The organism is Trichocoleus sp. Lan, from assembly GCF_039961855.1.
GTDB lineage: Bacteria > Cyanobacteriota > Cyanobacteriia > Cyanobacteriales > FACHB-T130 > FACHB-T130.
The window spans coordinates 95669-120328 of sequence record NZ_JAMPKA010000014.1 but is presented as its reverse complement, the minus strand read 5'-3'; the positions used below and the strand labels follow the sequence as shown (position 1 = coordinate 120328).

22 protein-coding genes are annotated in these 24660 nt (G+C 46.2%); 14 read left to right on the top strand and 8 right to left on the bottom strand.

Annotated elements, in window-relative coordinates; translation table 11 throughout:
- The first annotated feature begins 304 nt into the window (after positions 1-304).
- From NDA03_RS14325 to NDA03_RS14315, 3 genes are all read left to right on the top strand, one after another.
- Positions 305-3439, top strand: a complete 3135-nt coding sequence (locus NDA03_RS14325) for a plasmid replication protein, CyRepA1 family (protein ID WP_348238364.1) — start codon at positions 305-307, stop codon at positions 3437-3439.
- 402 nt (positions 3440-3841) lie between these two features.
- Complete coding sequence (locus NDA03_RS14320; RefSeq protein WP_348238362.1) at positions 3842-4795, top strand: isoaspartyl peptidase/L-asparaginase family protein; 954 nt, start codon at positions 3842-3844, stop codon at positions 4793-4795.
- Positions 4796-5134: 339 nt separating this feature from the next.
- The gene (locus tag NDA03_RS14315; protein ID WP_348238360.1) at positions 5135-6430 is read left to right on the top strand and encodes a carbamoylphosphate synthase large subunit; all 1296 of its coding nucleotides are present in this window, start codon (positions 5135-5137) and stop codon (positions 6428-6430) included.
- A gap of 196 nt (positions 6431-6626) precedes the next feature.
- On the opposite strand, the gene NDA03_RS14310 is transcribed toward NDA03_RS14315, so the two are convergent.
- Entirely contained in the window at positions 6627-7157 is a 531-nt protein-coding gene (locus NDA03_RS14310) for a DUF2243 domain-containing protein (RefSeq protein WP_348238358.1), read from the bottom strand.
- A 493-nt stretch (positions 7158-7650) separates the two neighbouring features.
- Between NDA03_RS14310 and NDA03_RS14305 the strand changes: the two genes are divergently transcribed.
- Positions 7651-8484, top strand: a complete 834-nt coding sequence (locus NDA03_RS14305) for an SGNH/GDSL hydrolase family protein (protein ID WP_348238356.1) — start codon at positions 7651-7653, stop codon at positions 8482-8484.
- Here the strand turns inward: NDA03_RS14305 and NDA03_RS14300 are convergent.
- Entirely contained in the window at positions 8456-9166 is a 711-nt protein-coding gene (locus NDA03_RS14300) for an alpha/beta hydrolase-fold protein (RefSeq protein WP_348238354.1), read from the bottom strand. The two genes, NDA03_RS14305 and NDA03_RS14300, sit on opposite strands and share 29 nt — an antisense overlap.
- Before the next feature lie 99 nt (positions 9167-9265).
- Between NDA03_RS14300 and NDA03_RS14295 the strand changes: the two genes are divergently transcribed.
- Positions 9266-9550 (top strand): hypothetical protein, encoded by a 285-nt coding sequence (locus NDA03_RS14295; RefSeq protein ID WP_348238352.1) that lies wholly within the window; start codon positions 9266-9268, stop codon positions 9548-9550.
- 223 nt (positions 9551-9773) lie between these two features.
- On the opposite strand, the gene NDA03_RS14290 is transcribed toward NDA03_RS14295, so the two are convergent.
- The 3 genes from NDA03_RS14290 to NDA03_RS14280 all read right to left on the bottom strand — a co-directional run bounded on the left by NDA03_RS14290 (position 9774) and on the right by NDA03_RS14280 (position 12590).
- Complete coding sequence (locus tag NDA03_RS14290; RefSeq protein ID WP_348238350.1) at positions 9774-10415, bottom strand: HEPN domain-containing protein; 642 nt, start codon at positions 10413-10415, stop codon at positions 9774-9776.
- A gap of 14 nt (positions 10416-10429) precedes the next feature.
- On the bottom strand, positions 10430-11677 hold the full coding sequence (locus NDA03_RS14285; protein WP_348238348.1) for a DUF262 domain-containing protein: 1248 nt from the start codon (positions 11675-11677) through the stop codon (positions 10430-10432).
- 367 nt (positions 11678-12044) lie between these two features.
- Positions 12045-12590 (bottom strand): hypothetical protein, encoded by a 546-nt coding sequence (locus tag NDA03_RS14280; RefSeq protein WP_348238346.1) that lies wholly within the window; start codon positions 12588-12590, stop codon positions 12045-12047.
- Positions 12591-12813: 223 nt separating this feature from the next.
- Between NDA03_RS14280 and NDA03_RS14275 the strand changes: the two genes are divergently transcribed.
- From NDA03_RS14275 to NDA03_RS14235, 9 genes are all read left to right on the top strand, one after another.
- Entirely contained in the window at positions 12814-13623 is an 810-nt protein-coding gene (locus tag NDA03_RS14275; protein WP_348238344.1) for a hypothetical protein, read from the top strand.
- Positions 13624-13982: 359 nt separating this feature from the next.
- Positions 13983-15464, top strand: a complete 1482-nt coding sequence (locus NDA03_RS14270; RefSeq protein ID WP_348238343.1) for a cytochrome P450 — start codon at positions 13983-13985, stop codon at positions 15462-15464.
- A gap of 288 nt (positions 15465-15752) precedes the next feature.
- Positions 15753-16298: a photosystem II reaction center PsbP gene (gene psbP / locus NDA03_RS14265; protein WP_190430730.1), complete on the top strand. Its 546-nt coding sequence runs from the start codon at positions 15753-15755 to the stop codon at positions 16296-16298.
- Positions 16299-16434: 136 nt separating this feature from the next.
- Positions 16435-17037, top strand: a complete 603-nt coding sequence (locus NDA03_RS14260; RefSeq protein ID WP_190430729.1) for a nucleoside triphosphate pyrophosphatase — start codon at positions 16435-16437, stop codon at positions 17035-17037.
- Between the two features lie 166 nt (positions 17038-17203).
- Entirely contained in the window at positions 17204-17650 is a 447-nt protein-coding gene (locus NDA03_RS14255) for a hypothetical protein (protein ID WP_348238341.1), read from the top strand.
- Between the two features lie 129 nt (positions 17651-17779).
- Positions 17780-18010, top strand: a complete 231-nt coding sequence (locus NDA03_RS14250; RefSeq protein WP_348238340.1) for a hypothetical protein — start codon at positions 17780-17782, stop codon at positions 18008-18010.
- 28 nt (positions 18011-18038) lie between these two features.
- Complete coding sequence (locus NDA03_RS14245; RefSeq protein WP_348238338.1) at positions 18039-19388, top strand: hypothetical protein; 1350 nt, start codon at positions 18039-18041, stop codon at positions 19386-19388.
- Positions 19389-19418: 30 nt separating this feature from the next.
- A complete protein-coding gene (locus tag NDA03_RS14240; RefSeq protein ID WP_190536737.1) occupies positions 19419-20237 on the top strand; it encodes a hypothetical protein in 819 nt (272 codons plus the stop codon).
- Positions 20238-20391: 154 nt separating this feature from the next.
- On the top strand, positions 20392-21024 hold the full coding sequence (locus NDA03_RS14235; RefSeq protein ID WP_190430725.1) for a hypothetical protein: 633 nt from the start codon (positions 20392-20394) through the stop codon (positions 21022-21024).
- Between the two features lie 78 nt (positions 21025-21102).
- Here the strand turns inward: NDA03_RS14235 and NDA03_RS14230 are convergent, their stop codons facing one another.
- The 3 genes from NDA03_RS14230 to NDA03_RS14220 form a co-directional block, all read right to left on the bottom strand.
- On the bottom strand, positions 21103-21351 hold the full coding sequence (locus NDA03_RS14230; protein ID WP_190430724.1) for a hypothetical protein: 249 nt from the start codon (positions 21349-21351) through the stop codon (positions 21103-21105).
- A gap of 377 nt (positions 21352-21728) precedes the next feature.
- Positions 21729-22850: an AI-2E family transporter gene (locus NDA03_RS14225; RefSeq protein WP_190430723.1), complete on the bottom strand. Its 1122-nt coding sequence runs from the start codon at positions 22848-22850 to the stop codon at positions 21729-21731.
- Between the two features lie 227 nt (positions 22851-23077).
- Positions 23078-24484: a CheR family methyltransferase gene (locus tag NDA03_RS14220; protein WP_348238336.1), complete on the bottom strand. Its 1407-nt coding sequence runs from the start codon at positions 24482-24484 to the stop codon at positions 23078-23080.
- Positions 24485-24660 lie beyond the last annotated feature (176 nt).

The following is a 24660-nucleotide window of genomic DNA, read 5'->3' as shown; positions in this document are numbered from 1 at the left end:
GGTATTCATGGCGGCAATTCTCATTTGGGTGCAGTACGGTTGAACCCCACCCCTGCCCCTCCCCGTAAACGAGGAGGAATTCAAGATCCCCTCTCCGTCAAGGTCAAGGGGCTGGGGGTGAGGTTCCGAAATTTCTCGCCCTGGTGCGCTCTGTTGGGGAACGGTACCGGAAAAAACTACGATTTTACAAGGGTTTCAGGAGCTGTGTCTGTGAATTATGCCTCCACGCTTTAGCTGTTTAATCGGCTGGTTCGTGGTACGGTTTTAGATCCGTTGATGTCTCAAGAGTTTTATACTCCTCCAAATGCATCCACCCAGCCTAAACCCCAAACACTTTCAGGAATTAGCCTTAGACAGCGGTATTGACCGCGATCTGGCTTTACTCAACTTCATCTCATTGGAAGGAGATGCCTTTTATGAGTATTTGTTGATCTCCAATCGCATTCCCCGGACGAATACTGGGATGGTGAGCAGTTGGTGGCTGCATCGCTATGCTCATGGGGCGAAAGGAGGCTGGTGGTGTTCGGGACTCGATCCCCTTAACGATTGGAGGTTGATGGAGTGGGGGTGTTATAAGCCGAACCATCCCAGACCAGATAAAAAGGGTAAACTCATCAAGTACGAGCATCCGCCCTGCACGCCGACACGGATTTTTTGTCTGAGAGTGCCGCTTCATATCTGGCAGCAGACGGCATCCCGCTACGGTATCCCCATGCCAGAGAAGATTGCGATCGCTCAAAACGGAGAAGCGCTGGGATTTTGGCAGTGGGTGCTAGAGATGAAAATCCCGACGATCCTTTGCGAGGGAGCCAAAAAAGCAGCGGCTTTGTTAACCCAAGGATATGCTGCGATCGCTTTACCGGGCATTACTAGCGGCTACCGCGTCACCAAAGACTTTCAAGGCAATGTTCTTAGCCGACAATTAATTCCAGACCTTCTCGCCTTCACTCGGCTCAAGCGCCCCTTTTTCATTTGCTTTGACTACGAAACTCAACCCAAAACCATTAAGGCAGTCAATCAAGCGCAAACTCAACTAGGCGAACTGTTAGAAGCACAAAATTGCCCGGTCAAAATTATCCGGCTTCCCGGCTTAGAAAAAGGCGTTGATGATTTTATGGTCGCCCAAGGTGCTGCCGCCTTCCAGGCCGTCTATGAAGCCAGCCTCACCTTAGAAACTGACCTTGCCAAAAGCAAACCCCACACCGAGTTAACCTACTCCCCAGCACTCACCCTCAACCGTCGCTACCTGGAAAAATTGCCTTTTCCCACCTCTGGATTAGTTGGAATCAAGTCTGCTAAAGGAACCGGCAAAACTACCGCGCTGGTATCGCTGATCCAAGAAGCGAAAAATAGAGGCGATCGCGTCCTGCTACTCACCCATAGAATCCAACTAGGGCAGTTCTTGTGCGAAAAAATTGGAGTGAACTGGATTAATCACCGCACACTCGAAAAACGGGATAAAAACCCGGATAACTTATTACCCATTGCCCCATCTTTAGGACTCTGTATTGATTCCATTTGGAAGCTGAACCCAGAACATTGGCAAGGCGCGATCGTGATTCTGGATGAAGTTGAGCAATCCTTATGGCATCTCCTCAACAGCGACACTTGTAAAGACAAGCGAATCAAGATATTAAGAGTCTTCCAGCAGCTAATCTCCACCGTTCTACAAACTGGCGGTTTGGTTATCGCCCAAGATGCTGACTTATCAGACCTTTCCCTAGACTACCTGAAAGGACTCGCAGGCATTAAAATTGAGCCGTGGGTTGTATTGAATGAGTGGAAGCCTGATGGCTGGGATGTCACCTTCCACAACACCCCAAACCCTACTCTGCTAATTCAACAGTTGGAACTCGATCTGATAGCCGGACGAAAGTGTTATGTTACAACCGATAGTCGTTCTGGTCGTTACAGTTCAGAAACCATCGATCGCTACATCAAACAACGTCTAGAACAGTTCCTTCGACAATACCCCAAGACCTTAGTCGTCAGTTCTCAAACAACCAGCACTCCTGGTCATGAGGCGGTCAATTTTGTTGAAAGCATCAACCAAAAAGCCTTAGACTATGACGCAGTTTTTGTAACTCCTAGCCTTGGTACGGGAGTCAGCATTGACGTGGAACATTTCGACCGGGTTTATGGAATTTTTCAAGGCGTAATCCCAGACTCGGAAGCACGACAAGCATTAGCCAGAGTTCGTCAGAGCGTGCCGCGAATTGTTTGGTGTGCCAAACGAGGCATTGGCATGATTGGCAGTGGTAGTAAGAATTATCGGGTACTGTCTCACTGGTACCAGGAAAATCAGAAAGAAAACCTAGCTTTGATGAGTCCGCTTCATCCAGTTGATGTTGATTTGCCTTTAGTTTATGACTTAATTCACCTCAGAAGTTGGGCAAAATTTGCAGCCAGAGTAAATGCTTCGATTACTCTGTACCGTCAATCGATGTTAGAAGGATTAATCGCTGAAGGACATCAGGTAAATGTCATGAGCGATGCTCCCCCTCACGAGCGTCTCAGAGAGCTACGGATGGCGCTTTTAGCAGCAGCTCCTCGCGATTGGGAAACTTCTAAGAAGCTGGTTCGAGAAATTGTTAAAATTCAACAAGAATTTGAAGTGCGCCGCAAAAAGACTAAATCTATCAAGCATCAAATTGTCAAAATTCGGAATCAAATTGAATTACAAGCAGCGAGTGCAGTTGCGAATTCTCCAGACATTGAACCCAGAGAATATGAGCGTCTGTTAACCAAGCGTTCTTTGACAGATGAGGAGCGAAATCAAGTGCAGAAATACATCTTGAAACAGCGCTATGGGGTAGAAGTGACTCCTCAATTAAAGTTACGGGACGATCGGGGATATTATTCACAGTTGTTGGTTCACTACTATTTGACTCACGAAAGCGAGTATTTTCAACTACAAGATCAACAAGAATGGCATCAGCAGTTGGAAAGAGGCGATGGTAAAGTTTTCCTGCCAGATTTGAATACTTATACTTTGAAAATAGAGGCACTTAGAGCATTAGGAGTGCTGCAATTTATCCATCCGGAGCGTGAATTCAAAGAAACTGATTTAGACTTAGTTGAACTCAAAGCGACTGCACTCCGGTGTAGCAAACACATTAAACGTGCTATCGGAATCAGCATTCCGATGGAAACCGAAAAAGAGCGCCTAAGTTGCATAAAAGTGCTTAGCAAGGTTTTGAATTTACTCGGCTTAAAGCTAAGGTCATTTAAAAGAAAAGAAAATGGATATAAAAATCAAATAAAAGTTTATAGAATTGACTCAAAAACTCTTGATGATGGCAGGAACGAAATCTTTGAAGCGTGGCGTTACAGGGAAGGCTTGATAGAGGAGAGTGTTTCCAACCAGAGAGTTTTCACCCTGAAATCTGAAAGATGTACTACCCCATGCAAACCAACGCTATTTCATTCCCAGCGATAAACGGATGAACGGGGAGCAACACCGATGCAACAACCAGCAATTTTAAGAGTTTTTGTATTTAAAGTTACAAATTTAGTTCATACAGAATTCAGCCTTAAGTGCAAGTAAGACATTCTATAGGGATGAAGCTGTAAGTTAAAGGCTGCCCTTAAATGTAAAACAGGGAACAAACGACGGGGAATATTACCTGTAGGGAATTCCAACCACTAGACACAGCGATCGCAATCGGGTCAATAGCCAAACCCGGCTTTAGCTGAGCAAGCTCCCTAAGCAGTCTTTCTTTACGCTGCTAGGTGCTTAGGCTTACTTAGGCTACAGGCAGGGATGAGTGCGATTGTTTCACAAAGCCGTTTGCGCGATCGCATTTACATACATCTAAGCAGAATTTAGAAATAGGCACGTATGACAATAAGCATAATTGTTCATGGTGGAGCAAAAACCATCAAAGAAGAGAAGATTGAAGCTAACCATGCTGGCTGCTTGGCAGCGGTAGAAGCAGGTTGGGCAGTACTTCGCAGTGGAGGCAGTGCCGGAGAAGCCGTTGAGGTGGCAATCCGTGTTCTCGAAGCTGACCAGACGTTTAATGCCGGATTTGGTGCAACTCTCAACAGTGAAGGAGAGGTAGAGCTAGACGCGGCGATGATGGAGGGCGCTAAATTAGGTTGGGGAGCGGTAGCAGCAGTTCAAGGAGTGCGTCATCCAATCTCGGTGGCACACAAGATTATGGATGAAAAAGCCCGGCTCCTAGTGGCGCGGAGCGGCGAACGCTTCGCTGTTGAACACGGGATGGAGATGTGTGCAAAAGAAGACCTGATCAGTAAGGAGCAGCAGCAGGAGTGGGAAGAGGAGCAGGAAGTTATCGACCGTCCTAACACTGTCGGTTGTGTAGCTCTAGATGCTAGCGGCACCATAGTTGCCGGAACCTCCACTGGGGGCACTACAGGTCAGCCACAGGGTCGCGTTGGCGACACAGCCCTGGTTGGTTGCGGCTTATACGCTGATAACCACTTGGGCGGTTGCTCAACGACGGGTGATGGCGAGTCAATTATCCCAGTGGTTCTTGCCAAGACAGCGATTGATTTTTTGGCTGGAGACACCCATCCAGAGGAAGCAGCACAGAAGGCGATTGACACTCTTGTCTCTAAGGTTGAAGGAGAGGCTGGCTGCATCCTGATAGACCGTCAGGGACGTATTGGGTGGTCGTACAACTCGTCTGACATGGCGGTAGCTTATATGACCGCAGAAATGGACAAACCAGTGGCGTTTATCAAGAAAGAAGAAGAAAACAACTCAAAAGTAGCATCCTTTGAGCCACATACAGAACAGATGCAGACGCCTCACTCACCAGCCGCATAATCGAGTTGGCTACCCATTTAAGACGGGATGGAACCCCACCCCAACCTTTGTGAGATGGTAGCAGTTCAGATACCCGGCTTCTTGGAGAAGTCGGGTATCTCGTATTCAGTTCAGCTCAGATTGAGGCGGTGATGCAAGTAGCTAGAAAAGCTCAAATTGCTGAATGATAACAATTCATTCTCTAACTAAAAGTTGTGTGGGCATTTTATCAGCTTTGCTTATCTTCCCATTTCTCCTGAAGTGAATACTCCCTAGGAAGATGATAGAAAAATTGGTTTTTTGAGAGAATACTGATTGTTTGCTGTGCAGCCTGCTTTTGCTTCATAGGGGTAATTTTTTATGAACTCAACATACGACTTTCAATACTTTCAGGGGAATTCTCTTTCCGATCTGTTTGCTCAAGACATCACAGATGGGCGGTATGCATTTATCCTAAATTACCCGGCGACTGCGACTTGGGCTGCTTACCCTAACAATAAAAAATACTATATTCAAGACGGTAGTAGTGAAGCCACCAAAACTTCCTTCGATAAAATTTGCCAGAAGGAACCTTGGAAAAATCTAGCGGTGTTAGGCGATCTCCTTCCAGGAGTTATCATCAGTTCGCCAGAAGACGCGCTGATTAACTATTGGCGGGAACATTTTGGTTTCAGCTACAAAAACATAGAGAGGATAGACTGCTCAACTTATCTGGATGAACTCAGCCAGATACATACTCCGGAAGAATCTCAAAGCGATCGCTTTGACAAACTCATCACTCTATTTCCCTTCGATCATCTCAAACCAGAAAAACACGCTGTTCATCCGGATACTCACTACCGCTTGCTTAGCAAAGTAGCGCTAGCCGATCTGGGGATACAATGTCCAAAATATAAAACCTACAATCTGCACCAAATTAGCCTGGAAGACATTCAGCTACCACAATTCCCATACTTGATCAAAACCTCCCACGGACTCTCAGGCGAAGGTACTTATATTATCAAAAGCGCCAGCGAGTTAAACTACTGCTTGCATGAATTAAGGAAATACCTAGAGATTAAGTTCGTGGATACGATTATTGTTTCGGAATTTGTCAAGAATGAAGTGCAGAACTACTGCGTGCAGTTCTATGTCAGCAAGACAGGAGAGATTACGCTGATTGGCACTACAACCCAACTTGTCACTCCAGAAGGCAATTATTTAGGAGGACTCATTCACTACCGAGAAACCGACATGAGCAAGTTCTTTGAGATGATTGCTGCGGTTGGTAAGTATGCTCATCAACAAGGGTATTTCGGCGTGATTGGCTTTGATGTATTGGAAGATAAAGACGGACAACTCTATGCAATCGATGCCAATTTTCGAGTGAATGGCTCGACTCCACTCTGCTTACAGCGTCATACTTTGCTGGGACTGAGAAAAGAAGTCGCTAAGTATTCTAGCGATTATCGGATGGATGGGACATTAGAGTCCATTCTTGCCACGTTGAAACCAGAATTGGAGCGTAAAGATTTTACGATATTGTCAGCTTTGGAGAAGGTTAAATACGGGAAAATCTACACCGAAATTTACGGAATTGTTGCTGGAGAAACGACCGAAGAAATGCAACAGATCGAGCAGAGTTTACAACACAAAGGATTACACATACTCAGTTAGAGGTTACTGGAGAGCTGATTTAAATACCGGGTATTAACTGTTGAATCTTTGTCAATAGTTATACTCTATGTATTCAGAACCCCGACTTCTTAGAGAAGTCGGGGTTCTGACGTTCACGAATCAGTAGGACTGCTTCATATATAAGGTCTGCCTAGTAGCAATAATGACTGTTCTCAATACTGACTCGCTCAAACTTCTACGTTTCAGCTTCATTTTTATTCGATTTTGCTGATTGCAATACTATCCAACCAGCACTAGCGATTAAGGCACTAATCACTAAAAAGCCAATATCATAAGCTAACGTATGCGAACCCGGTCTGACATGATGAATGCCTAAAATCTGATGATCGATAACTCCTTCAATAAGATTGAACGCTCCAAATCCTAGTAATAGTGAACCAATAAAGGTTGGTGCTGACAAAGAATGACTTTGTTTTGCGGCTCGCCAAAACAGAAAAAGCCCAATTAATGTTAATAGCCAATCAAACAGATGAAACAACCCATCGCCAAGAGTATTTAGTTCCAAACCGGCAACGGTAGCATCAGTTTTAACACTGGAAAACATATGATGCCATTGTAATAATTGATGAATGACAATCCCATCAAAAAATCCAGCCTGACTCATTCCTAACACAAGACCAGCCACAATCAGAGGGCGGCGATCGCGCTGATGGACGGAAGAATTTCCTTGGCTACTCGCCTGGGATGTAGTTTGGTTTGAAGTCATGGCAATACCTCTGTAACAACCTCAGCGCGTACAGCACTCGCAACGAAAACGAATTCTTGAGTGCGGTTCGTTATTGACGATGGGGAGAAGAATTTGACTCCCAGAAAATAAACGGAAGCGGAAACAGACCTATCTTCGGGATTAGGCTGCTTCAATTGTTTCGCTTCCTCTCAGAAATTACATCTAACTCCTAGAGGATTGACGATTGTTTTTTGGTATACAAGCTGGGCTAATTCTCTGGCGTTGAGCAGCGATCGCATTTTAGGCTATTGGCAAAATCCACACTAGAAAGTATTCGGTTGCGTCCTCCGCTGCTGAAGTCAGCTTGTTAGCCTAGAGAAGCGACAAATCGCCAGCATCTTTACTGAAAACTAGAACCAATAATTGTTGAAGTTGGTTTTAATCAGGTAAAAATAGCACTCTTCGGATCTTTCAAGAAAGAACCAAGAAAGAACAGAATTTTATCAACAGGATTTGAGACCTGATTTTTGTCATGGCTGTACTCACAACATCTATTCAGAACACTCATCCGATTACAGAACTCTATGTGTTTGGCGACAGCCTTTCGGATGCGGGGACGGTGTTCCGAGCGACGGGAGGAATGTATCCACCCAATCCACCCTACTTTCAGGGACGTTACTCAAATGGTCGGGTTTGGGTTGAGTATCTTGCCCTTCGCCTGCATCTCGACTCTAATCAAACCAAAAATTTTGCTTACGGAGGAGCAACTTCTGGAAACGATCGCAATAGTTTTGTCCCTGGTTTGCTAGCCCAGGTGCAATCATTTATCCAAACACATCAACCGCTGAATTCAGAAGCGCTGTATGTGTTATGGGCGGGAGGAAATGATTATTTACAGGGAGTCGAGCTAGCCACAATTCCTGTTGAAAATATCACTAAAGCGATCGCTTCTCTATCTGATAAGGGCGCTAAAAAGATCCTGGTGGTAAACTTACCCGATTTGGGACGGTTGCCGACTACCCGAACCAGTGCAAATGCTGCCAGACTCAGTGCATTAACCCAAGCCCATAATCAAGGTTTAAGGCGATCGCTTAAGGTAGCTCAGCAGCATTCTGACCTTCAGATTGCCACTCTCGATGCCAATCGGCTGTATCGAGAAGCGATCGCGAATCCGGCGGCGTTTGGCTTTACCAATGTCCTCAATGCGTGTTTGGCTGGTGCTGGGACTTCTGGCAGTCCAGACCAGTTTTTGTTCTGGGATGGCATTCATCCTACAACAGCGACTCATCGCATTTTAGGGGAAACTGCCTTTGCCGCCATTCAAGAGGCAGGGATGCTCAATTCTCCTTCGGTGCTGTTTGGGTAAACCACTCCATTGCTTGCTGAGCGATCGCGCCTGGAACCGTATGGGGGCCGTTGAACTCGTGATACTGCACGTCATAGCTTGCCCGTTGTAACTGCGGCACAATCCGGCGGCTGCATCGCTCAATCGGCAACACCGTGTCCCCCTTCCCGTGAGAAATAAATGCCTGCGGCTTCCCTTCCTGTCCCGCAGGAGCCATGAATCCCGGTGAGAAGGCAATGACATGACTAAATAGGTCGCCATTGGTAATGCCCACTGAAAGGGCGTAGGAAGCCCCATCCGAGAAACCTGCGATCGCTACCTGATTTGGAGCGATCGCGTAACGACTGAAGGTTTGTGCCAGCGCCCGATCGATAAAAGTAATATCGGCACCGTAGCCACTCCGAATCACGTCCCAAGTTTGTCGGCGCGAGTCTACTGCCAACAGAATCGTCTGGAAGGGATCTGCCAGATGGCGGACGATGTTCAGCGCCCCTTCTGAATCGCCTCCGGCTCCATGCAACATCAACACCAGTGGCGCGGGTTGTTCTGCCCGATAAGTTTTGGGTACATAGATAAAACCATCCCGCTGTCCGTCCAGCCCTAGCGGGTGCAATCCGGTAGTTGCGGTTGCTGTCGGGCGAGTTGGGCGGGATAATAATCGTCCTTCTGTGGCGGAAGAATCAGCTTGCTTTGAACTTTCCATTGTCAATAAATTCTGTTGCAAACAACTAGAGAGTTGAGAGACCGCGAACGGTAAGATCGTGCCTGCTACCCCAAGCTGAAGTAGTTCGCGTCGTGTCCAATGAGGAGGAATGCCGTTGTATTGCCTCATAGCGATCGCTATAGCGTCCCCAGCTCGCTAGTCATGAGTATGAGCCATACCTTCACGCTAGGATGCTTAACGATTTCCTGCCTAACTCTTTGGAAAGATTCAGACTTATTCGATTACCAGACTTTACAATCCTGTCGGCTCAAGAGTTGGCTAAATACAGAAATCTACACCGAAATTTACGTGATCGTTACTGGAGAGGCGATTGAGGAAATGCAGCACATCGATCAAAACTTAAAGGATAAGAGATTGCATTGACTTAGGTGACAAGAGAGCTGACACAACTGAAGGTTAAACTCAGTTTACTCAACGGTTAAGATAGCCCGTCCATCCTCTAGCTGTCTTATTGCTATGTCAATTGAAAAAGAGGCTAATGACCAAACTCATCGGGGGGCATATACCCTCTGCATCTCAACCGACACGTTTATTAGTCGTTCCGGTACAGCGGTTTGTTAGGCTGCGACTGATACTTGAATTTCATCTACCTCATCAGATTATTCATTAACTTATCCACTTGCAAAAGTCCTTGAGCAATTTGCTGTACCCTACTCAGTTCAGTTGCAGGATCTGGTGGTTGAACAGTTCTATAGGACGTAGCTGAGGAATGCGCTACAAGACCTCGTTGCTCCCCAAATGTATTCATCGTAGCAAGCAAAACAGGATCTAAATCATCACTATCTATTCCTATTGGCAAAAGCAATGCCAATAGGTTAGCTTCTTTTACTCCATGATTCTGCCTAATAACCCCATTAAAACAGGTGATAGCTGAGTCAATTTTTTTACTGATCTTTAATTTCTTTTTCCAAGCGTCTTGGCTGGAATTGGTTGGAGTAAGCGTGTCCGGCGGGGTATCCATCATTTGACCAGAGAAGGCAAGCAGGCAAATCAAAGGACGACGAGTCTTACCTGTATTATTCCAATCATTTTTGGCATCAATGACTACTTCCCAAACTCTATCCTCAAGATAAGCCTCAATTTCAGCATGAGCTAAAACTCTGTAGGCAAGAGTTAGGGCTAACTGTCTGTCAGAATATAAACCTGTAGGGCTAATCTTAGGAAGAAATTGCTTTTTTAACCTATTTAGCTCCTTGGTCAGAGTACGATATCTAACGGATCTTGGCATACCTATACAAAAAATTACCTCAAACCCTTGAAGATAATACGATTATCAACGAGTTCAGGTACATTAAACTCTACATCTAAAACCTCTAACAAAGCTCTGCCCCACAGTGAAAGACGAGTGTGAGTTTCACGAACGTTTTTTGTATTCCCCTCAACAGATTCTCGGAATTCGCTATTAGGTGATGAGCATAACTTCTTAAAAGCATCTTCCACTGCTGCCTTATTTCTTTCAGCCGCTTGTCTTATTATCTCGTCCGAGAAATAAAAAACCATTACATCTAAAATAGCTCGATTAAATTGGCTTCGATAAGTATTAGAGCTGCTCAACCACAGACGAGAGATATATTTTTCTCCGAATATATTAATATTTGTTTGCACTGCCTTCTCAAATTGACTAACTGTATCTTGAATATCAGACTCTCTCTTTTTCCAATTTTTATTGAGTTCTTTGCAAGTCATATCAAGAAATGCTTTAAGATTACCACGATATTCGGAGAGGAAATAATGGAATGCTACGTATCGTAAAAGTAATTCGACATCACGCATCCGAAAATCAGAATCTTTTGATTTGAAGATTTTTCTCAAAGCCTCACTTTTAAGTGATTGGTCATCTAAAAAGTTGATAAAATCTCCTGGATGTAACGCTTGCCTCAGCTCTTGTGGAGATAGGGGGGTACTCTCTACATTAAGGCGGAGGAAAATCTTGTAGAGAAAATTTTCAGTATGCCAATTCCGAATCAATGTAGTACGAATGGTTTGGTTATCGAGAGCATCAAGTTCTGATTTAAAGTTAGGATTATTTTTTATGTCTTCATGTTTGCAACCATTTAGATCGGGTCTAAACTCTAACCCTTTCAAAGCAAACCTATTATTTTGGGTTTCACTTTTCCCATAAAACTGAAGAATAGTAAGTAAGCGTTGCTTACCATCAAGAACTATAAACTTACCCCGTTGTTTTTCATTAGAAGCTAACACTATTTGTGGAATAGGAAACCCCAGAATAATTGATTCTATAAACCTACTTTTACGAATTATATTCCAAGCATCCCGCCTTTGGAATCTTGGATTAAGTTGGATGTTTTCACGGACAAGCTGATCGACTATAGTAGCTGTTGTCCAGTCAGTTCCAGCTACAACAATTCCTGAAATTTCCTCTAATTCTGATCTCCGCCTAACATTAGACTCAAGCCCATGTTCTTGGTCTTCATCTTCCTCAAAAAACTTTACTTCTTCTTTTTCTTCCAAAAGTTCTAGTTTAGGCATAACTGTGATTTGCAGGGGGAGTTAAATTTGGACAGACTATAACAGACTATAGTTGTATTAGCTAATTATATTCGATTTGGTCAAATGGCAACCTTTGCCATCTACTTACCAAGAATAAAAACTGTATGCAAACCTAAATTTTTATATATGATCTTGAAGTACCGCCTTTACCGAGGACTCAAGCGGCTTACCTATTTATTCAAACGCTAATTAGCGGTCTAACACCTTTATACCGAGGATTATCCTGCATTTGTGCGGTTTAACTGCTCAAGAGTGGCGATTTATACCGAATTAGAGCGGTCTAACAGCGTCTATGCTTTAGATATACGGCATCCGACCAAACACGCGATCGCGCTGGCAAAGAGTATTAAAGTTTAGTTCGACGTGCAGAGCGATTTAGTAAGCCTTTTAAGTTAAGCCCCAGAGAGAAAATTCCTAACACTATCAAACTAGCTCCGAGCGGATAGACGAACCAACGATTATCCTGCTCCAGTTTTAAAGACTTGGCTTCTGAATCTTGCACAAATGCATTAATCTGAGAGGCTTTGTCATCTGTAAAGCTAAAACCATTATTAATTGGAAAGTAGAGTTTCCCGTCAGAGGTTAGCAGGACAAGCTGACTTGATTTTCCATGTTTCTGAACGTCTGCTTTCTCTAATCGATCGAGTGGGAAGGGAGTCACGGTTTCCCCTCGCAAACTAGACACCACGAGTTTACACATACCCAAAGACTGAAGGCGATCGCATTCTAAGGTTGCCAGTTGGGGATTCAGCAAAAACATTCCACCCCGGACAACAAGGACAGTCCCTAGAATTGTTAACCAGAATGATTTTTGCTTGTGTGCAGAAACCCCCTGAAGTTCAAATGAGGTATATCGCCGTCCCGATTTTCTGGAATCTTTCTCAGTTCCCATGCTTGTCCTCTCCTGTCGGGCATTGAACAAAATAAGTGCCGTCAGGAGATACAAGCTAGCGCAGTCTTACTCCGGTTTGGGTTGTGAATTGAAACAATTCAGGGCGATCGCCAATCAGCTGTAACCACGTATCGTCTGGCGCTATATAAGAAGTTGAATTCTGTAATACCTCAAGATACAGATGTATTCAGAGGAGCTATGTGCTTTGAGGAGCAATCTTCTCGTGAGAAAAAATCTAGTAGCGGTAGTGGCTGTGTTGGTGGGGCTTTTATCTGCATATATCGGCACCCTGACGCCTATGAACTTTTATTTCCTCAACTATCGTGCAATGAGCATTACTGGGTGGTTTAACTTAGGGGCAATTATCGCTTTTACGCTATATCTTCTTGGTGTCTACACCACGGCTCTGGTGTTTCAGCAAATTTCAACCCAAAAATTAGCAATTGAGCCGTCATTTCTGGTGTTAGGTTGCATTATCAGTTTGCTGGTTGGTACCTTACCCTTTTCTCTCAGCTTACTAACCCCGGTGTCATACTCTTCACCAATTCTTAGTTTGTTTATTTCATTTTTGCTATCTTTCTTAGGAATTTGGATTGCTTGTAAATTCAAACCAATTAAATCTAATTACACTCTAATAGTTTTCTTGTTTAGAGCCTTAATTCCGTGCGCGATCGTCTTAACTTTGCTCTCGCTTCGCAACGGCAGCTTCCCCGGTGTAAAGGCTGCTGCTGAAGTTCGGCAGCAATGGGCATACACACAATTTAGTGATTACAACGAAGTGGTGGACTCAATCAAAAGGTGTCAGCCCATTCTAGAGCGAGTAGGCAGCGTGAAAGTTGTTGCACCGACCCAGGGCAAAAACTATATTATCTCCGATCTAGGTAGTTCGGGTCATCAGGGAGAATTGACTTTAGAAGTAGTCGGTGAAAAAGGTGTAGGCGTCGCTAACTTTAGCTTTCATATCGTGACTTCGGTTTCACAGGTTCGATTTACCAATCGGGGAATAACAGAAAATATAGTCTGTCGAAGATAGGAGAAAATCTAATTCTTTCTGCCCCAATTACATTGCCTCTGCAAAACCGATCGCCTCTGCAAAATTGCTGCACCGACCGCTCTAGAAACCACCAACACCGATTCTTTCTGGAACTTCTCCAACGGCTCCCCAGACGAGCGGCATAACTATTTATTCAACCGTTACTTAACTCGATAAAACCGTCTATCTCGTAGTTATCTGGCACCCGACCAAAAACGCGATCGCAATAACTTCCGGTTGATGAAGATAGTTAACCCAACGGAGCAAGTAAACTCAAGAGGCAGTTAAGGTTAAGCGCATACAGTTACAGACTGTTCGCGCATTTGCTTGATTTGATGTCATCACTGAAGGAGACTACGATGACTTCGACCACCCTAAAGCCTAATTTAACCGTTCCCGGCCCCCGTCCAGGACCCATTCTCGGACGTGCTACCCATATTTATCGCTTCGCATCCGACTCGATCGGCTATACCCGCGACCTTTTCCAAACCTATGGCTCAGTTGTCTCCCTGACTTATGGTGGGGGCACAAATCTTTATTCACCGCTCCCCAATTGTTCCGGTACTGTATTTGTCTATGGCCCGGAACTCGTGCGCCAAGTAACGACCCAGCACGAGATTTATTATAAGCATCCCTTATCCGGAAAATTGTACCGCAGGCGGGAAGCCTCGGCGCGGACAGAACCCCTGAAGCACTTTGCCGTGGGACTCTTTGGCATCAATAGCGATCGCCATCGGCAAGCTCGTCAACTCCTCATGCCCGCCTTTCACAAACAGCGCATCGAGTCCTACCGCAACGATATCGTTACCATCACCCAATCGGTACTCGATCAAATCCGGGTTGGGGAAAAAAGTGACATTGACCAGATTATGCGGCTGCTGACAATGCGAGTGGCGACAAAGACGCTGTTTGGTGCTGATGTTGGTGAGATGGGCGGCACTACCGGGAGAATTTTTCAGGATGCTGTCGGTTTGCTGGGAACGCCAATGATGGCACTATTCCCTGTGGACTTACCAGGACTGCCCTACCATCGCTTTCTGAATCTAATCGCCCAACTTGACGACGAGATGCGATCGCTGATTGCAACTAAAAGGGCAAAGGGCACTGACGATGGGGATGTGCTGTCGATGCTGATCCAAGCTCGTGACGCCGAAACTGGCCTCGCTCTGAGCGATGATGAATTGCTGGGACATACTGGGGTATTCTTTTTAGCCGGACACGAAACCAGTTCCAATGCACTTACCTGGACGCTGTTCCTCCTCTCGCAGCATCCGCAAATTTTTGCCGATCTCCTCGACGAACTCGAAAGCGTGCTGCATGGTGAAGCGCCGACAGTCGAGCAATTGCAACAGTTGCCGTTATTAGAGCGAGTTATCAAAGAGAGTATGCGTGTATTGCCGCCAGTCCCCTGGAATGGGCGCGTCACCGCGCAACCGACTGAACTCGGTGGTTATGCCTTGCCTTCGGGAACGGAGGTATTTGTCAGTATTTACCAGACTCACCAGATGCCCGAACTCTATCCAGAACCGGCGGTTTTTAATCCGCACCGTTGGGAAGGATTTGAACCCACTATTTTTGAATACAATCCCTTCAGCGCTGGGCCTCGGATGTGCATCGGTGCAGCCTTTGCCATGATGGAAATCAAAATAGTGCTGGCAATGCTTTTACAACGCTACCGCCTGCAATGCATTCCCCATCTGAAGGTAGACCGTTTTGGGGTGATTGTCATGGCACCGAAATATGGGATGCCAACGATCGTCCATCAGCAAGATCGTCAGTTTAGCCAGGGAGTGGGTGGCGTGTGCGGTAACGTGCGAGAGATGGTGAAATTGCCTGAATAATCCGTGCGAGTAGGGGCGACGCATTCGGACAAAAAATCTTGGGCGATAGACACTCGGAACCCCACCCCTGCCCCTCCCCGTGAACGGGGAGGGGTTCAATATTTCCCCTCTCCGTGAACGGAGAGGGGTTAGGGGTGAGGTTCGGGACTGCATCCAATAGAGAATTGCGGCTATTTGAGACGGCAAACCAGGTTATTTCCTCTGTAGCGTTGTTTCCTCTGAAGTTCCCCGGAAGTGGGAAAATGAGACAAATGGCGCTTAGTGACAAAATTGCAAGGAAAGAGGGAAATGCTAAAACGGATTGCCGCACTACTACTGGTGGTATTAAGCGTAAGCTTGCAAAGTTGCACTGTCGCTAGTGCCACCAGTGGCTTAAAAAGCTATGTAGATAGCACCGACGGTTATCAGTTCCTATATCCCAACGGCTGGCTTCCAGTCGAGGTGAAAGGTGGAGCCGATGTAGTGTTCCACGATATCATTGAGCCTTCTGAAAATGTGTCAGTCGTCATTAACCCGGTTGGGGCAGAGAAAAGCCTCGCTGAGTTGGGGACACCGACGGAAGTGGGATACAAATTATCAAAAAGCGCGATCGCACCCCCAGGATCGGGACGCGAGGCAGAATTAGTGAACGCTGAAAAGCTGGAATCTAACTCTAAGACTTATTACATACTGGAATACACCGTCAAACTCCCCAATCAGCAACGCCATAATCTTGCCTCTATCGCCGTCAGTCGCGGTAAACTTGTCACCTTCAACGCTTCTACCACAGAAAAACGCTGGGAAAAGTTGAAGCCATTGTTAGAGCAAGTCGTTAGTTCATTTTCTGTCTATTAATAGCGATCGGCTGATGGCTAATGGCTCATAAAAGTGATGAGAGTGATAAGAGTTGAGGCGAAAAGAGAATTATTTAATTCAAAACTCAACACTTAAAACTTTTGACAATTAGCAACTCGCCACTGACAACAGAACGATGACCCTTCCCACTTTAGTCTTAGCCTCCGCTTCTCCAGCCCGCCGTCGCCTGTTGCAAAGTGCCGGAATCGAGCCGGTGGTTTGCCCTAGTGATTTTGATGAATCCCAAGTCTCAACTAGCGTTGCATCCGAATTGGTGCAAACTCTGGCGTTGCGGAAAGCGGAAACGGTTGCGAGTCAATTTCCAGATGGTTTGATATTGGGATGCGATTCGGTGTTGCTGGTTAACGGTGAAATTCATGGGAAACCAGCAGATGCAGCACAAGCGATCGCCCGTTGGCAAAAAATGCGCTCCCAAATCGGCGAACTCTATACGGGTCATGCTTTAATTGACCAGCAGCAAGACAAAACCGTGGTACGCTGCGGCATCACAAAAGTTTATTTTGCCGATGCTAGCGATCGCCAGATTGAAGCCTACGTCGCCACTGGCGAACCCCTCAAATGTGCTGGCTGCTTTGCCTTGGAAGGCAGAGGGGGACTATTTGTAGACAAACTGGAAGGTTGCCATACGAATGTCATTGGTCTGAGCTTGCCACTACTTCGCCAGATGTTCGGTGAACTGGGATATGATGTCACCGACTTTTGGCAGGATAAAAAATGAAAGAAGTTTGTTGTCCATTGCTACTAGCAAATAACAACTGATAATTGATTTGTGCCTTTTTCTTGAATTGCTCCGGAATTTGTTAACGTTCCTAGATTTTTGATAAAGGCAAAGGATCTGCGTGTCTAATATTGGCTAAGGCAAAGCTTTTGGAGGGCTTTTGTTCATGGGAGTAAGTAACGAGTTTAAAGCACAACTCAAGGCTGGCAAAATTTTTGAGGCGCTCACCTTGGCACTCAGCGAAGCCATCGAGTTAGAAATCACCACCTGGGTTTCATCGGCTGACTCAGACGCCTCGCCTGGGGTGAGGACAGACCAATCTTTATCCGGTCAACCTTTACCCGGTCACTGTATGCGAACCCGCATCAATATTGTGGATGGTGATATAGAAAATGAAGTCGGCAGCGAATTTCTGAATAGCGGCCCCTACAACGAACTGCGGGAATTTCACCTCCAGCAAGTTCACGAAGGTCGGGAAATTATTCAGGAAAACCTGGCAAACTTGCAACAGCTGTTTACAGTTTTAACGAACACGCTGTCTGAGATACCAGGATCGCGATCGCGTTCAAATCCACAACAAGTGTTACCTTCCATCAATCCCGAAAATCCTTGAGACTCAGAACACTGGAGAGCCAAAATAAATGCAAGTCAAAGGTCAAGCTTCTCTTCAGGACTAGAGTTTTGAGTGTTGAGGATACCTCAAACTTAAAAATAGGGGCTTGAAATCAGGACGCTTTATTCCTTGGGGCTACATCAACTTGAAACAAACTGCGCCTCTAATTTCCGTTTTGAAAAGGCTTGTACCCTAGTTGCTTTAAACCTCAGTCCTCAAACCTCAGTCCTCAGTCCTCAGTCCTCAAACCTCAGTCCTCAGTCCTCAGTCCTCAAACCTCAGTCCTCAAACCTCAGTCCTCAAACCTCAGTCCTCAAACCTCAGTCCTCAAACCTCAGTCCTCAGTCCTCTTTCTATTGACAACTCACAATTGGCTGGAAATTTGGTTATGGCGGCAAGCGATAAATTCAAACAACAACTCAAAGCTGGCAAAATTGTTGAGGCACTTTCTACGGCACTCAGTGAAGCGATTGAGTTAGAAATCACCACCTGGGTTAGCTCTACCGACATAGATGACAGGACAAGCGAAGAACAGCCTCAACCAGGTTCGCGGATGCAGACCCGGATTAATATCGTTGAGGGCGACATCACCAACGAGATTGGCGATCGCTTTCTCAACAGTGGCCCCTATAGCGAACTGCGACAATTCCATCTAGAGCAAGTTCAGCAAAGCCGCGTGATTATCAACGACAATCTCAAGAGTTTGCAAAAGTTATTTGGGATGTTGCTAAGAGTCGGGTACCAGAATCCTAAAGCTGCCCCGATTCCTCCAGACAAGTCTAGAGTTGATCCTCGCCTACCGCCAGACGAAACCGCAGCTTCTATCGTGACAATTGAGCCTGAAGTTTTGCTTGTTGAGGGGTCGCCAACAGATGCGATCGCATTTGACCCCCGAGTAGAGATTGACACCGTTCCTGCCATTGCACCCACTCCATCCGTCACACCCGATTTCCTGCCCCCAGCGACCCCAGAAACCCCTGTAGAGCCAGCCGTGAGTGCCGAATGGGAAGAAGCCGTCATCCAGGAACCACCGTTTCAGCCAGGGTGGACGCCGGAATTCGGCTCGGCGCTTCCTCCGGATTTCCTGCCCCCAGCGACCCCAGAAACCGCTGTAGAGCCAGCCGTGAGTGCCCAGGAATGGGAAGAAGCCGTCATCCAGGAACCACCGTTTCAGCCAGGGTGGACGCCGGAATTCGGCTCGGCGCTTCCTCCGGATTTCCTGCCCCCAGCGACCCCAGAAACCTCTGTAGAGCCAGCCGTGAGTGCCCAGGAATGGGAAGAAGCCGTCATCCAGGAACCACCGTTTCAGCCAGGGTGGACGCCGGAATTCGGCTCGGGGGTGAACTGGGGAACCGAGGAGGAGTGGGAAGAAGTGGAAGTTGAGGAGGAACCGACACCCCGCTTCTCAGCGAGGTTTGCGCCTGTTGAAGATGAGGACTGGAATGACAATGACGATGGCTGGGAAGAAGATGAGGAGCCGTCAACGACGCCCGATATCAGCAGCAATCCTAGCGGCATTTCAGATCCCATAGCGGTTTTGTTTGGAGAGACTCCCGTGGAGCCTTCCCAGCCTTCTCCACCGATGTCAGAGGATACGCGATCGCCCGTCAACATTGAAGAGGCTTTATTTTCACAAACACCGCCTTCACAAACACCGCCAAAGCCGTTTGATGAGTTTGATGAATTTGAAGAAGATGATGAATTTGACAACCCATCGCCTCCACCACCCTCCAAATAATCATTAAAACCAAACTGGATTCGTACAACGATGGTCAATACACCAGATACCAATAGCAACGAGATTAATCCCAACCTGCGGAAAAATTTTAACAACTTTTTGCAGTCTCTGACCGATGTGCTAATCGACATCACGGCTCTCGAAGTAAATACAATGGTCGTGGATCATATTAGCGGGACTAAGTTTATTCCTTGGGAAGCGTATCGAGATATTTACCCAATTTCCACAACCTATTTGGAAAGGGCAGGAATCCATCCATCTCTAAGGCCTCGGTATCTGAGTCTGCGTAAACAAATCGAGACAGAGTATTGCTTGTATTACCTTGAGGAGAAACTTTTAGAACAGGATGCTTCACAGCTCAGAGAATATGTCCGAGTTCTCAGCGATCCCACAGCAGAACTGGATATTCAAAAAACAAAACTGCCTAACCCGCTGAGTCCTTCTGCGAATCCGGCTGTTGAGATTAACAAGATTCAAAACTTACTCGATGACAGTAGATTTTTACGGAGCTTGCGGAAGGTTGATGAGCTGAAAGCAGCCCTGGATAATCGGAATAAGTCTTTGCAAAAAAGCGAAGCATCGCAAGCATTAGACCCGGTTGAAGAAGTAACAACCGATATGATTTATGCCCAATCAATCATTCAGTTAGATGGAGATATTATCAACCGCTATCATCAGAGACTTTTTGAACACGAGCATAAAGATATCATTTTAGATATCCATAGACAGGGTGTTACTGCGGGTGAAAAACAGTGGCATGGGTTATTAGAATTTATGGTGAATTTAGTAGAATCGTTGGTCAATCAAGGTAGTTCCTCAATGAAAAATTTATTCAAAAACCGCAATTAATCCTGAAAAAACCGATCCAAAAAAATAGGCCAAAAAAATAGGAAAGATGAGCTGAGAAGGAGTGGGAAATTATCTATCAGGTTCCTTTAGGCAACCTCTTAATTTAGATTCATGCATTCAAATCGAGGAAGTCAAAGACGCAAAGGGACAGTTAGTGTCTCATTTCATCAGATTCAACTTAGATGAAAACATCCTCGATCAAATTTTGCAAGCGAGAACCAATGGACAAAACTTATCCATTTCCCGGCGTTTGCTAGCAGAGTTGCGTTCTTATGCGCTAGTAGACGCGGGAAGCTGCTTACAGTCTGGGCTGATTTTTTGCACTCACTACGAGCAAGCGGAGAGTAGTGAGTCAGTAGCGGAAAACTTTGTCATGCAGAGTACGATCGCTCTCGATGGAGATATCATTCACCAAATTCGCCACGATTGTCTTAAAGATTCTATTTGGTGTTTAGCGATCGCAACTGCTCACCATTGGCTAATCGATCAACTGCTCAATCAGCTACAGCTCAAGATTGCCTTATGGTTGAATGGGCTATCTTGGATGCTCTCTTTGCTAACTACGGCGGCGACAGTTATCTCTAACTTACAGCGCCTGAATTTATGGACGCTGTTAGCATCGGCGGCGATGGCATGGTTCTTGCAAGTAGGCTTTAAGCGTCTGTCGCTGTTATTTTTGCCGTTGCTGAGGCGTTGGGTTTTTCGTCAATTGTTGTTGCGCTTGCTTTCTTCCAATCCAAGGGATAGAAAGATTGCGAAAGGCATTTTAGGGCGGTTCGTGCCTTAACAAGAGGAGTTGGAGGTGATGCGATCGCTTATCGAGTTGCGTTGCATAAAGCGTAGCGATCGCTCTACTCGCATCCTTCTAACGAACTCTAATAAACTGGCTTGTATGCAGCACCGCTTCACCATGATCCGGAATCCATGCTACCCATTCGTCCTCAGACTGCTGGCAAAGTAGCAACGCTTCATCGTGGCTATAAGGGTTGGGAAGTTCTAGCAACTGTACCCAAGTCGAATCCTGATAATCCATCTGAGACTGGGTTCGATTGGTTTGAGGTGCCCAGCTTCTAGTCCGAGACAGCAAAGGAAGTACGCAATAATTCAATGTCATATCTGTTTCCCCTCCAATAGCGATAACAGCACTCAGAGTTGGCTGACTGCTCTCCGTCGCAGTTAAGAGCCTCCACTGATAAGCTATTTTCAAAACATTTCTGTAACAAATGCTACGGAATTTTTGCCGATCAAATCAACTACCTGTCGTAAAACTTTATGTTTGATAAGACGAAACCTAAGAGGGATGCAAGATCCAGCGAATAGCAATTCTCTATTGGAGGCAGTAAAGTTTAACCCCACCCCCGCCCCTCGACCTTCACCCAGAGGGGTTCAATATTCTCCCCTCTCCGTTCACGGAGAGGGGTTGGGGGTGAGGTTCCGAGTTCAGCAAAGAATGCAGAGGTAAGCAAAGTTAAAAAAACGACCCAGAATTGACTACTTCATTGTTGAAGATTTGAGGGGAATAGCGGTGGAATCAGGTGAGGCTTCGACGATAACACCCGCTTTATTTTCGGCTATCAATTTAGGTTTTAAGTAAAGATTTTCCAACAGGACAGCGGCACCCGCCACCCAAGGAGGAACAATCAACGCGCCAAGAATGCCTAAAACCTGCGTTCCTCCTAGCACCCCCAGCAGTTGATACAAAGGATGGACTTTCACAGAAGAACCTACCAGTAGCGGATCGAGGACATAAGTTTCCACATTCTGGATAATCACGAACAACAGCAGCACCCACAGGAACGTCCACCCACCTTGAGAAACTGCCACGATGAGAGCGGGAATGGCTCCCAAAACTGGCCCCACAAAGGGGATCAAATTGGTGAAACCAGCGATCACGCCAAGTCCGAGTGCAAACTCTGATAGCCCTAAAAAACCTAAGCCAAGGGTAATCGCTACCCCTAAAATCCCTGAAACCGCAACTCGACCTTGGATATAATTCCCCATCCGCTGGCTCATCGGTGCCACTTGAGCCTCCAGACGTTCATCCCAAGGCGACGGGAATAGCTGCACCAAACCTTTAACCAGGTTTTGACTACCCGCCACCATATAACCGGAAATCAATAAAGCCAAAATTAAGCTAAAAACGCCGCCAATAATTCCTTTGGTGATGTCGTAAGAGCGCAGCAGGACTTGTTGACTGGAACTAAACACCCACCTAGTTAGCGCTTGGGTATCAAGGAGTTGGTTGACTAAATCGGGTCGCTCGTCGTTGTAACTGATTACAATTTTCTGAATGAGTGCCCGAAGATTTTCAATGTATATTGGCAAATTGACGGCAAGCAGTTGAATCTGCGCGGCTACGGTAGGGCCAATAATCAATCCCGCCCCAACGATGCCAGAAATTAGCGTTACATAAACAACAATGACCGCCAACCACCGGGGAAGCTGCAAGCGTTCAGCCTTGTCGATGAGGGGGGAAATCGTCGCTGCGATGACTACGGCAACCATGAGGATGACTAGGAGACTCCGCAGCTGCCATAGCAACACTCCCAACAAACTGGTGACGACAATTAGCAGGATATTCGATAGAGAAATCGCAGTGCGCCGCTCGAACATGATTTAGTAGCGATGGGCTAGGTGTAAACTACCTACACAAAGAATAGCGCTATCGTGTGGGCTTGCAGCGTCACCGAGAAATCCCTCTGTTTAGACTTGCGCCACTTTGTTGCAATACACACTCCTAACCTTACCCCCAACTCGATCTCCACAAGTGGAAAGGGGCCGCGATGGGGTTAAATTGCACTGCATCCCAACGAGAAGTGCGATAAGAGGGACACAACGCGCTAGGCGACTCCATGAAATTTAGGTTGAGTCATCTTCTTTAACAAAGCTTTGGCTTGATTGAGTTCTTCGTTGCGCTGGTACAGTTCTTCACTGAGAGACTGCAACTCCTGATTCATCGTCTGTAGTTGTTCGTGGGTGGACTGGAGTTCCTCTTGAGTCCTGTTCAACTGTTTTTTGAGATCCAGACGTTCTTGTTGAACGGTTTTTAGCTCTTCTTGAAGCACCAGGAGTTGTGTCTGCTCGGTTGTTAACGCTTGATGGGTAGACGAGGGTTGCTTGGTTTTTACCTGTGGCTGAAACACTTGCTGGAACTCTGGCTGGAACACTTGCTGGAACGCTTGCTGCAACTCTTGCTGCAACTCTTGCTGGAAGTATGAGGGTTGCTTTTCTAGAGGCTTCACTGCCTTTTCAGGGCTTGTCTGGGTAAGCGATCGCAACTCCTCTCCCTTAGTCTGGACACCTTTAGTCTGGACACCTTGGCTAGTCTGGACACCTTGGCGGATGCGATCGCGTTTGGAGTCCTGCACCTCAGATGCATTCAGATGCACATTCACCTTTGGCGTCTTTGTATAAACACGTCGCTTCAAATCTGCGGTGCTGAAAGTCTGAGGGCTGTTGAGCAGTCCCTCCGCATGACCTAATACGAGAAAGCCACTATCCCGGAGCGCAAAGTGAAAGCGGGACTGGATTTTTCGTTGGGCTTCGGGATTAAAATACATCAGGGCGTTGCGGCACATCAGCAGATCGAGACGGGAGATGGGCGCATCTTCAATCAAGTTGTGGCGACTAAACAGTAGCGCAGAACGCAACTCCTTATGAACAATGTAGCTGTTAGGAGTGCTATCAAAGTATTTCTCTAACAAAGCGGGAGGAATCCCCGCAACTTCCTTAGCCGTATAAGTTCCCTGACGAGCTTGCTTAAGAGCTTCCTCATCGATATCTGTGGCGTAGATTTTGACCCGCGCCTGGAACTGTTCGATTCCCAGTATCTCCGCAAGGATGATTGCTAACGAGTAAGCTTCTTCTCCAGAAGCGCATGCAGCACTCCAAACTCGAATCGGTTCGTCTGGTTCCTTCTTCGCAACGATCTGAGGGATCAGCTCGTGAGACAAATAATCCCAAACTGAGCGATCGCGGAAGAAAGAAGTAACATTGACTAAAAGTGTGTTAAATAGGTGAGTAAATTCTTGGGGATGCGCCTTTAGGTAATCAATATACTTTGTACAGCTGTCGATCCCCACTTTCTGTATCCGGCTCATTACCAGACGCATCAAACTAGGACGCTTGTAGCTGGTGAAATCAAAACCACGACTTCGCTTTATGTAGTCCAGCAAAGCTTCTAACTCATAAGCTGCTTTAGTCCGGGGCGGAGTCGTATAGGCAGTTGATTGTGATATTGGCATCATTTATCGTTATACAAGTAAAAGTGTAGCGGCCTGTCAAGTAGAGGTATATTTTTTAGCAATTGTCCTAAATCGATCCCGCCTTGCCCCGCAAGCGGGGCAAGGCGGGATTTTGATGTTTATTTTTTTGATATTTAGCATCATCTAGATAAATTGCGACCGCTGTAATTACTTTATCG

Coding starts and splice junctions, on each gene's coding strand:
- NDA03_RS14245 (WP_348238338.1), top strand. CDS start 18,039: ATGGCGGCAAGCGATAAATTCAAACAACAACTCAAAGCTGGCAAAATT.
- NDA03_RS14310 (WP_348238358.1), bottom strand. CDS start 7,157: ATGACTTCAAACCAAACTACATCCCAGGCGAGTAGCCAAGGAAATTCT.
- NDA03_RS14255 (WP_348238341.1), top strand. CDS start 17,204: ATGGGAGTAAGTAACGAGTTTAAAGCACAACTCAAGGCTGGCAAAATT.
- NDA03_RS14325 (WP_348238364.1), top strand. CDS start 305: ATGCATCCACCCAGCCTAAACCCCAAACACTTTCAGGAATTAGCCTTA.
- NDA03_RS14280 (WP_348238346.1), bottom strand. CDS start 12,590: ATGGGAACTGAGAAAGATTCCAGAAAATCGGGACGGCGATATACCTCA.
- NDA03_RS14300 (WP_348238354.1), bottom strand. CDS start 9,166: ATGGAAAGTTCAAAGCAAGCTGATTCTTCCGCCACAGAAGGACGATTA.
- NDA03_RS14295 (WP_348238352.1), top strand. CDS start 9,266: ATGAGGAGGAATGCCGTTGTATTGCCTCATAGCGATCGCTATAGCGTC.
- NDA03_RS14240 (WP_190536737.1), top strand. CDS start 19,419: ATGGTCAATACACCAGATACCAATAGCAACGAGATTAATCCCAACCTG.
- NDA03_RS14305 (WP_348238356.1), top strand. CDS start 7,651: ATGGCTGTACTCACAACATCTATTCAGAACACTCATCCGATTACAGAA.
- NDA03_RS14230 (WP_190430724.1), bottom strand. CDS start 21,351: ATGACATTGAATTATTGCGTACTTCCTTTGCTGTCTCGGACTAGAAGC.
- NDA03_RS14320 (WP_348238362.1), top strand. CDS start 3,842: ATGACAATAAGCATAATTGTTCATGGTGGAGCAAAAACCATCAAAGAA.
- NDA03_RS14270 (WP_348238343.1), top strand. CDS start 13,983: ATGACTTCGACCACCCTAAAGCCTAATTTAACCGTTCCCGGCCCCCGT.
- NDA03_RS14220 (WP_348238336.1), bottom strand. CDS start 24,484: ATGATGCCAATATCACAATCAACTGCCTATACGACTCCGCCCCGGACT.
- NDA03_RS14290 (WP_348238350.1), bottom strand. CDS start 10,415: ATGCCAAGATCCGTTAGATATCGTACTCTGACCAAGGAGCTAAATAGG.
- psbP (WP_190430730.1), top strand. CDS start 15,753: ATGCTAAAACGGATTGCCGCACTACTACTGGTGGTATTAAGCGTAAGC.
- NDA03_RS14315 (WP_348238360.1), top strand. CDS start 5,135: ATGAACTCAACATACGACTTTCAATACTTTCAGGGGAATTCTCTTTCC.
- NDA03_RS14285 (WP_348238348.1), bottom strand. CDS start 11,677: ATGCCTAAACTAGAACTTTTGGAAGAAAAAGAAGAAGTAAAGTTTTTT.
- NDA03_RS14225 (WP_190430723.1), bottom strand. CDS start 22,850: ATGTTCGAGCGGCGCACTGCGATTTCTCTATCGAATATCCTGCTAATT.
- NDA03_RS14260 (WP_190430729.1), top strand. CDS start 16,435: ATGACCCTTCCCACTTTAGTCTTAGCCTCCGCTTCTCCAGCCCGCCGT.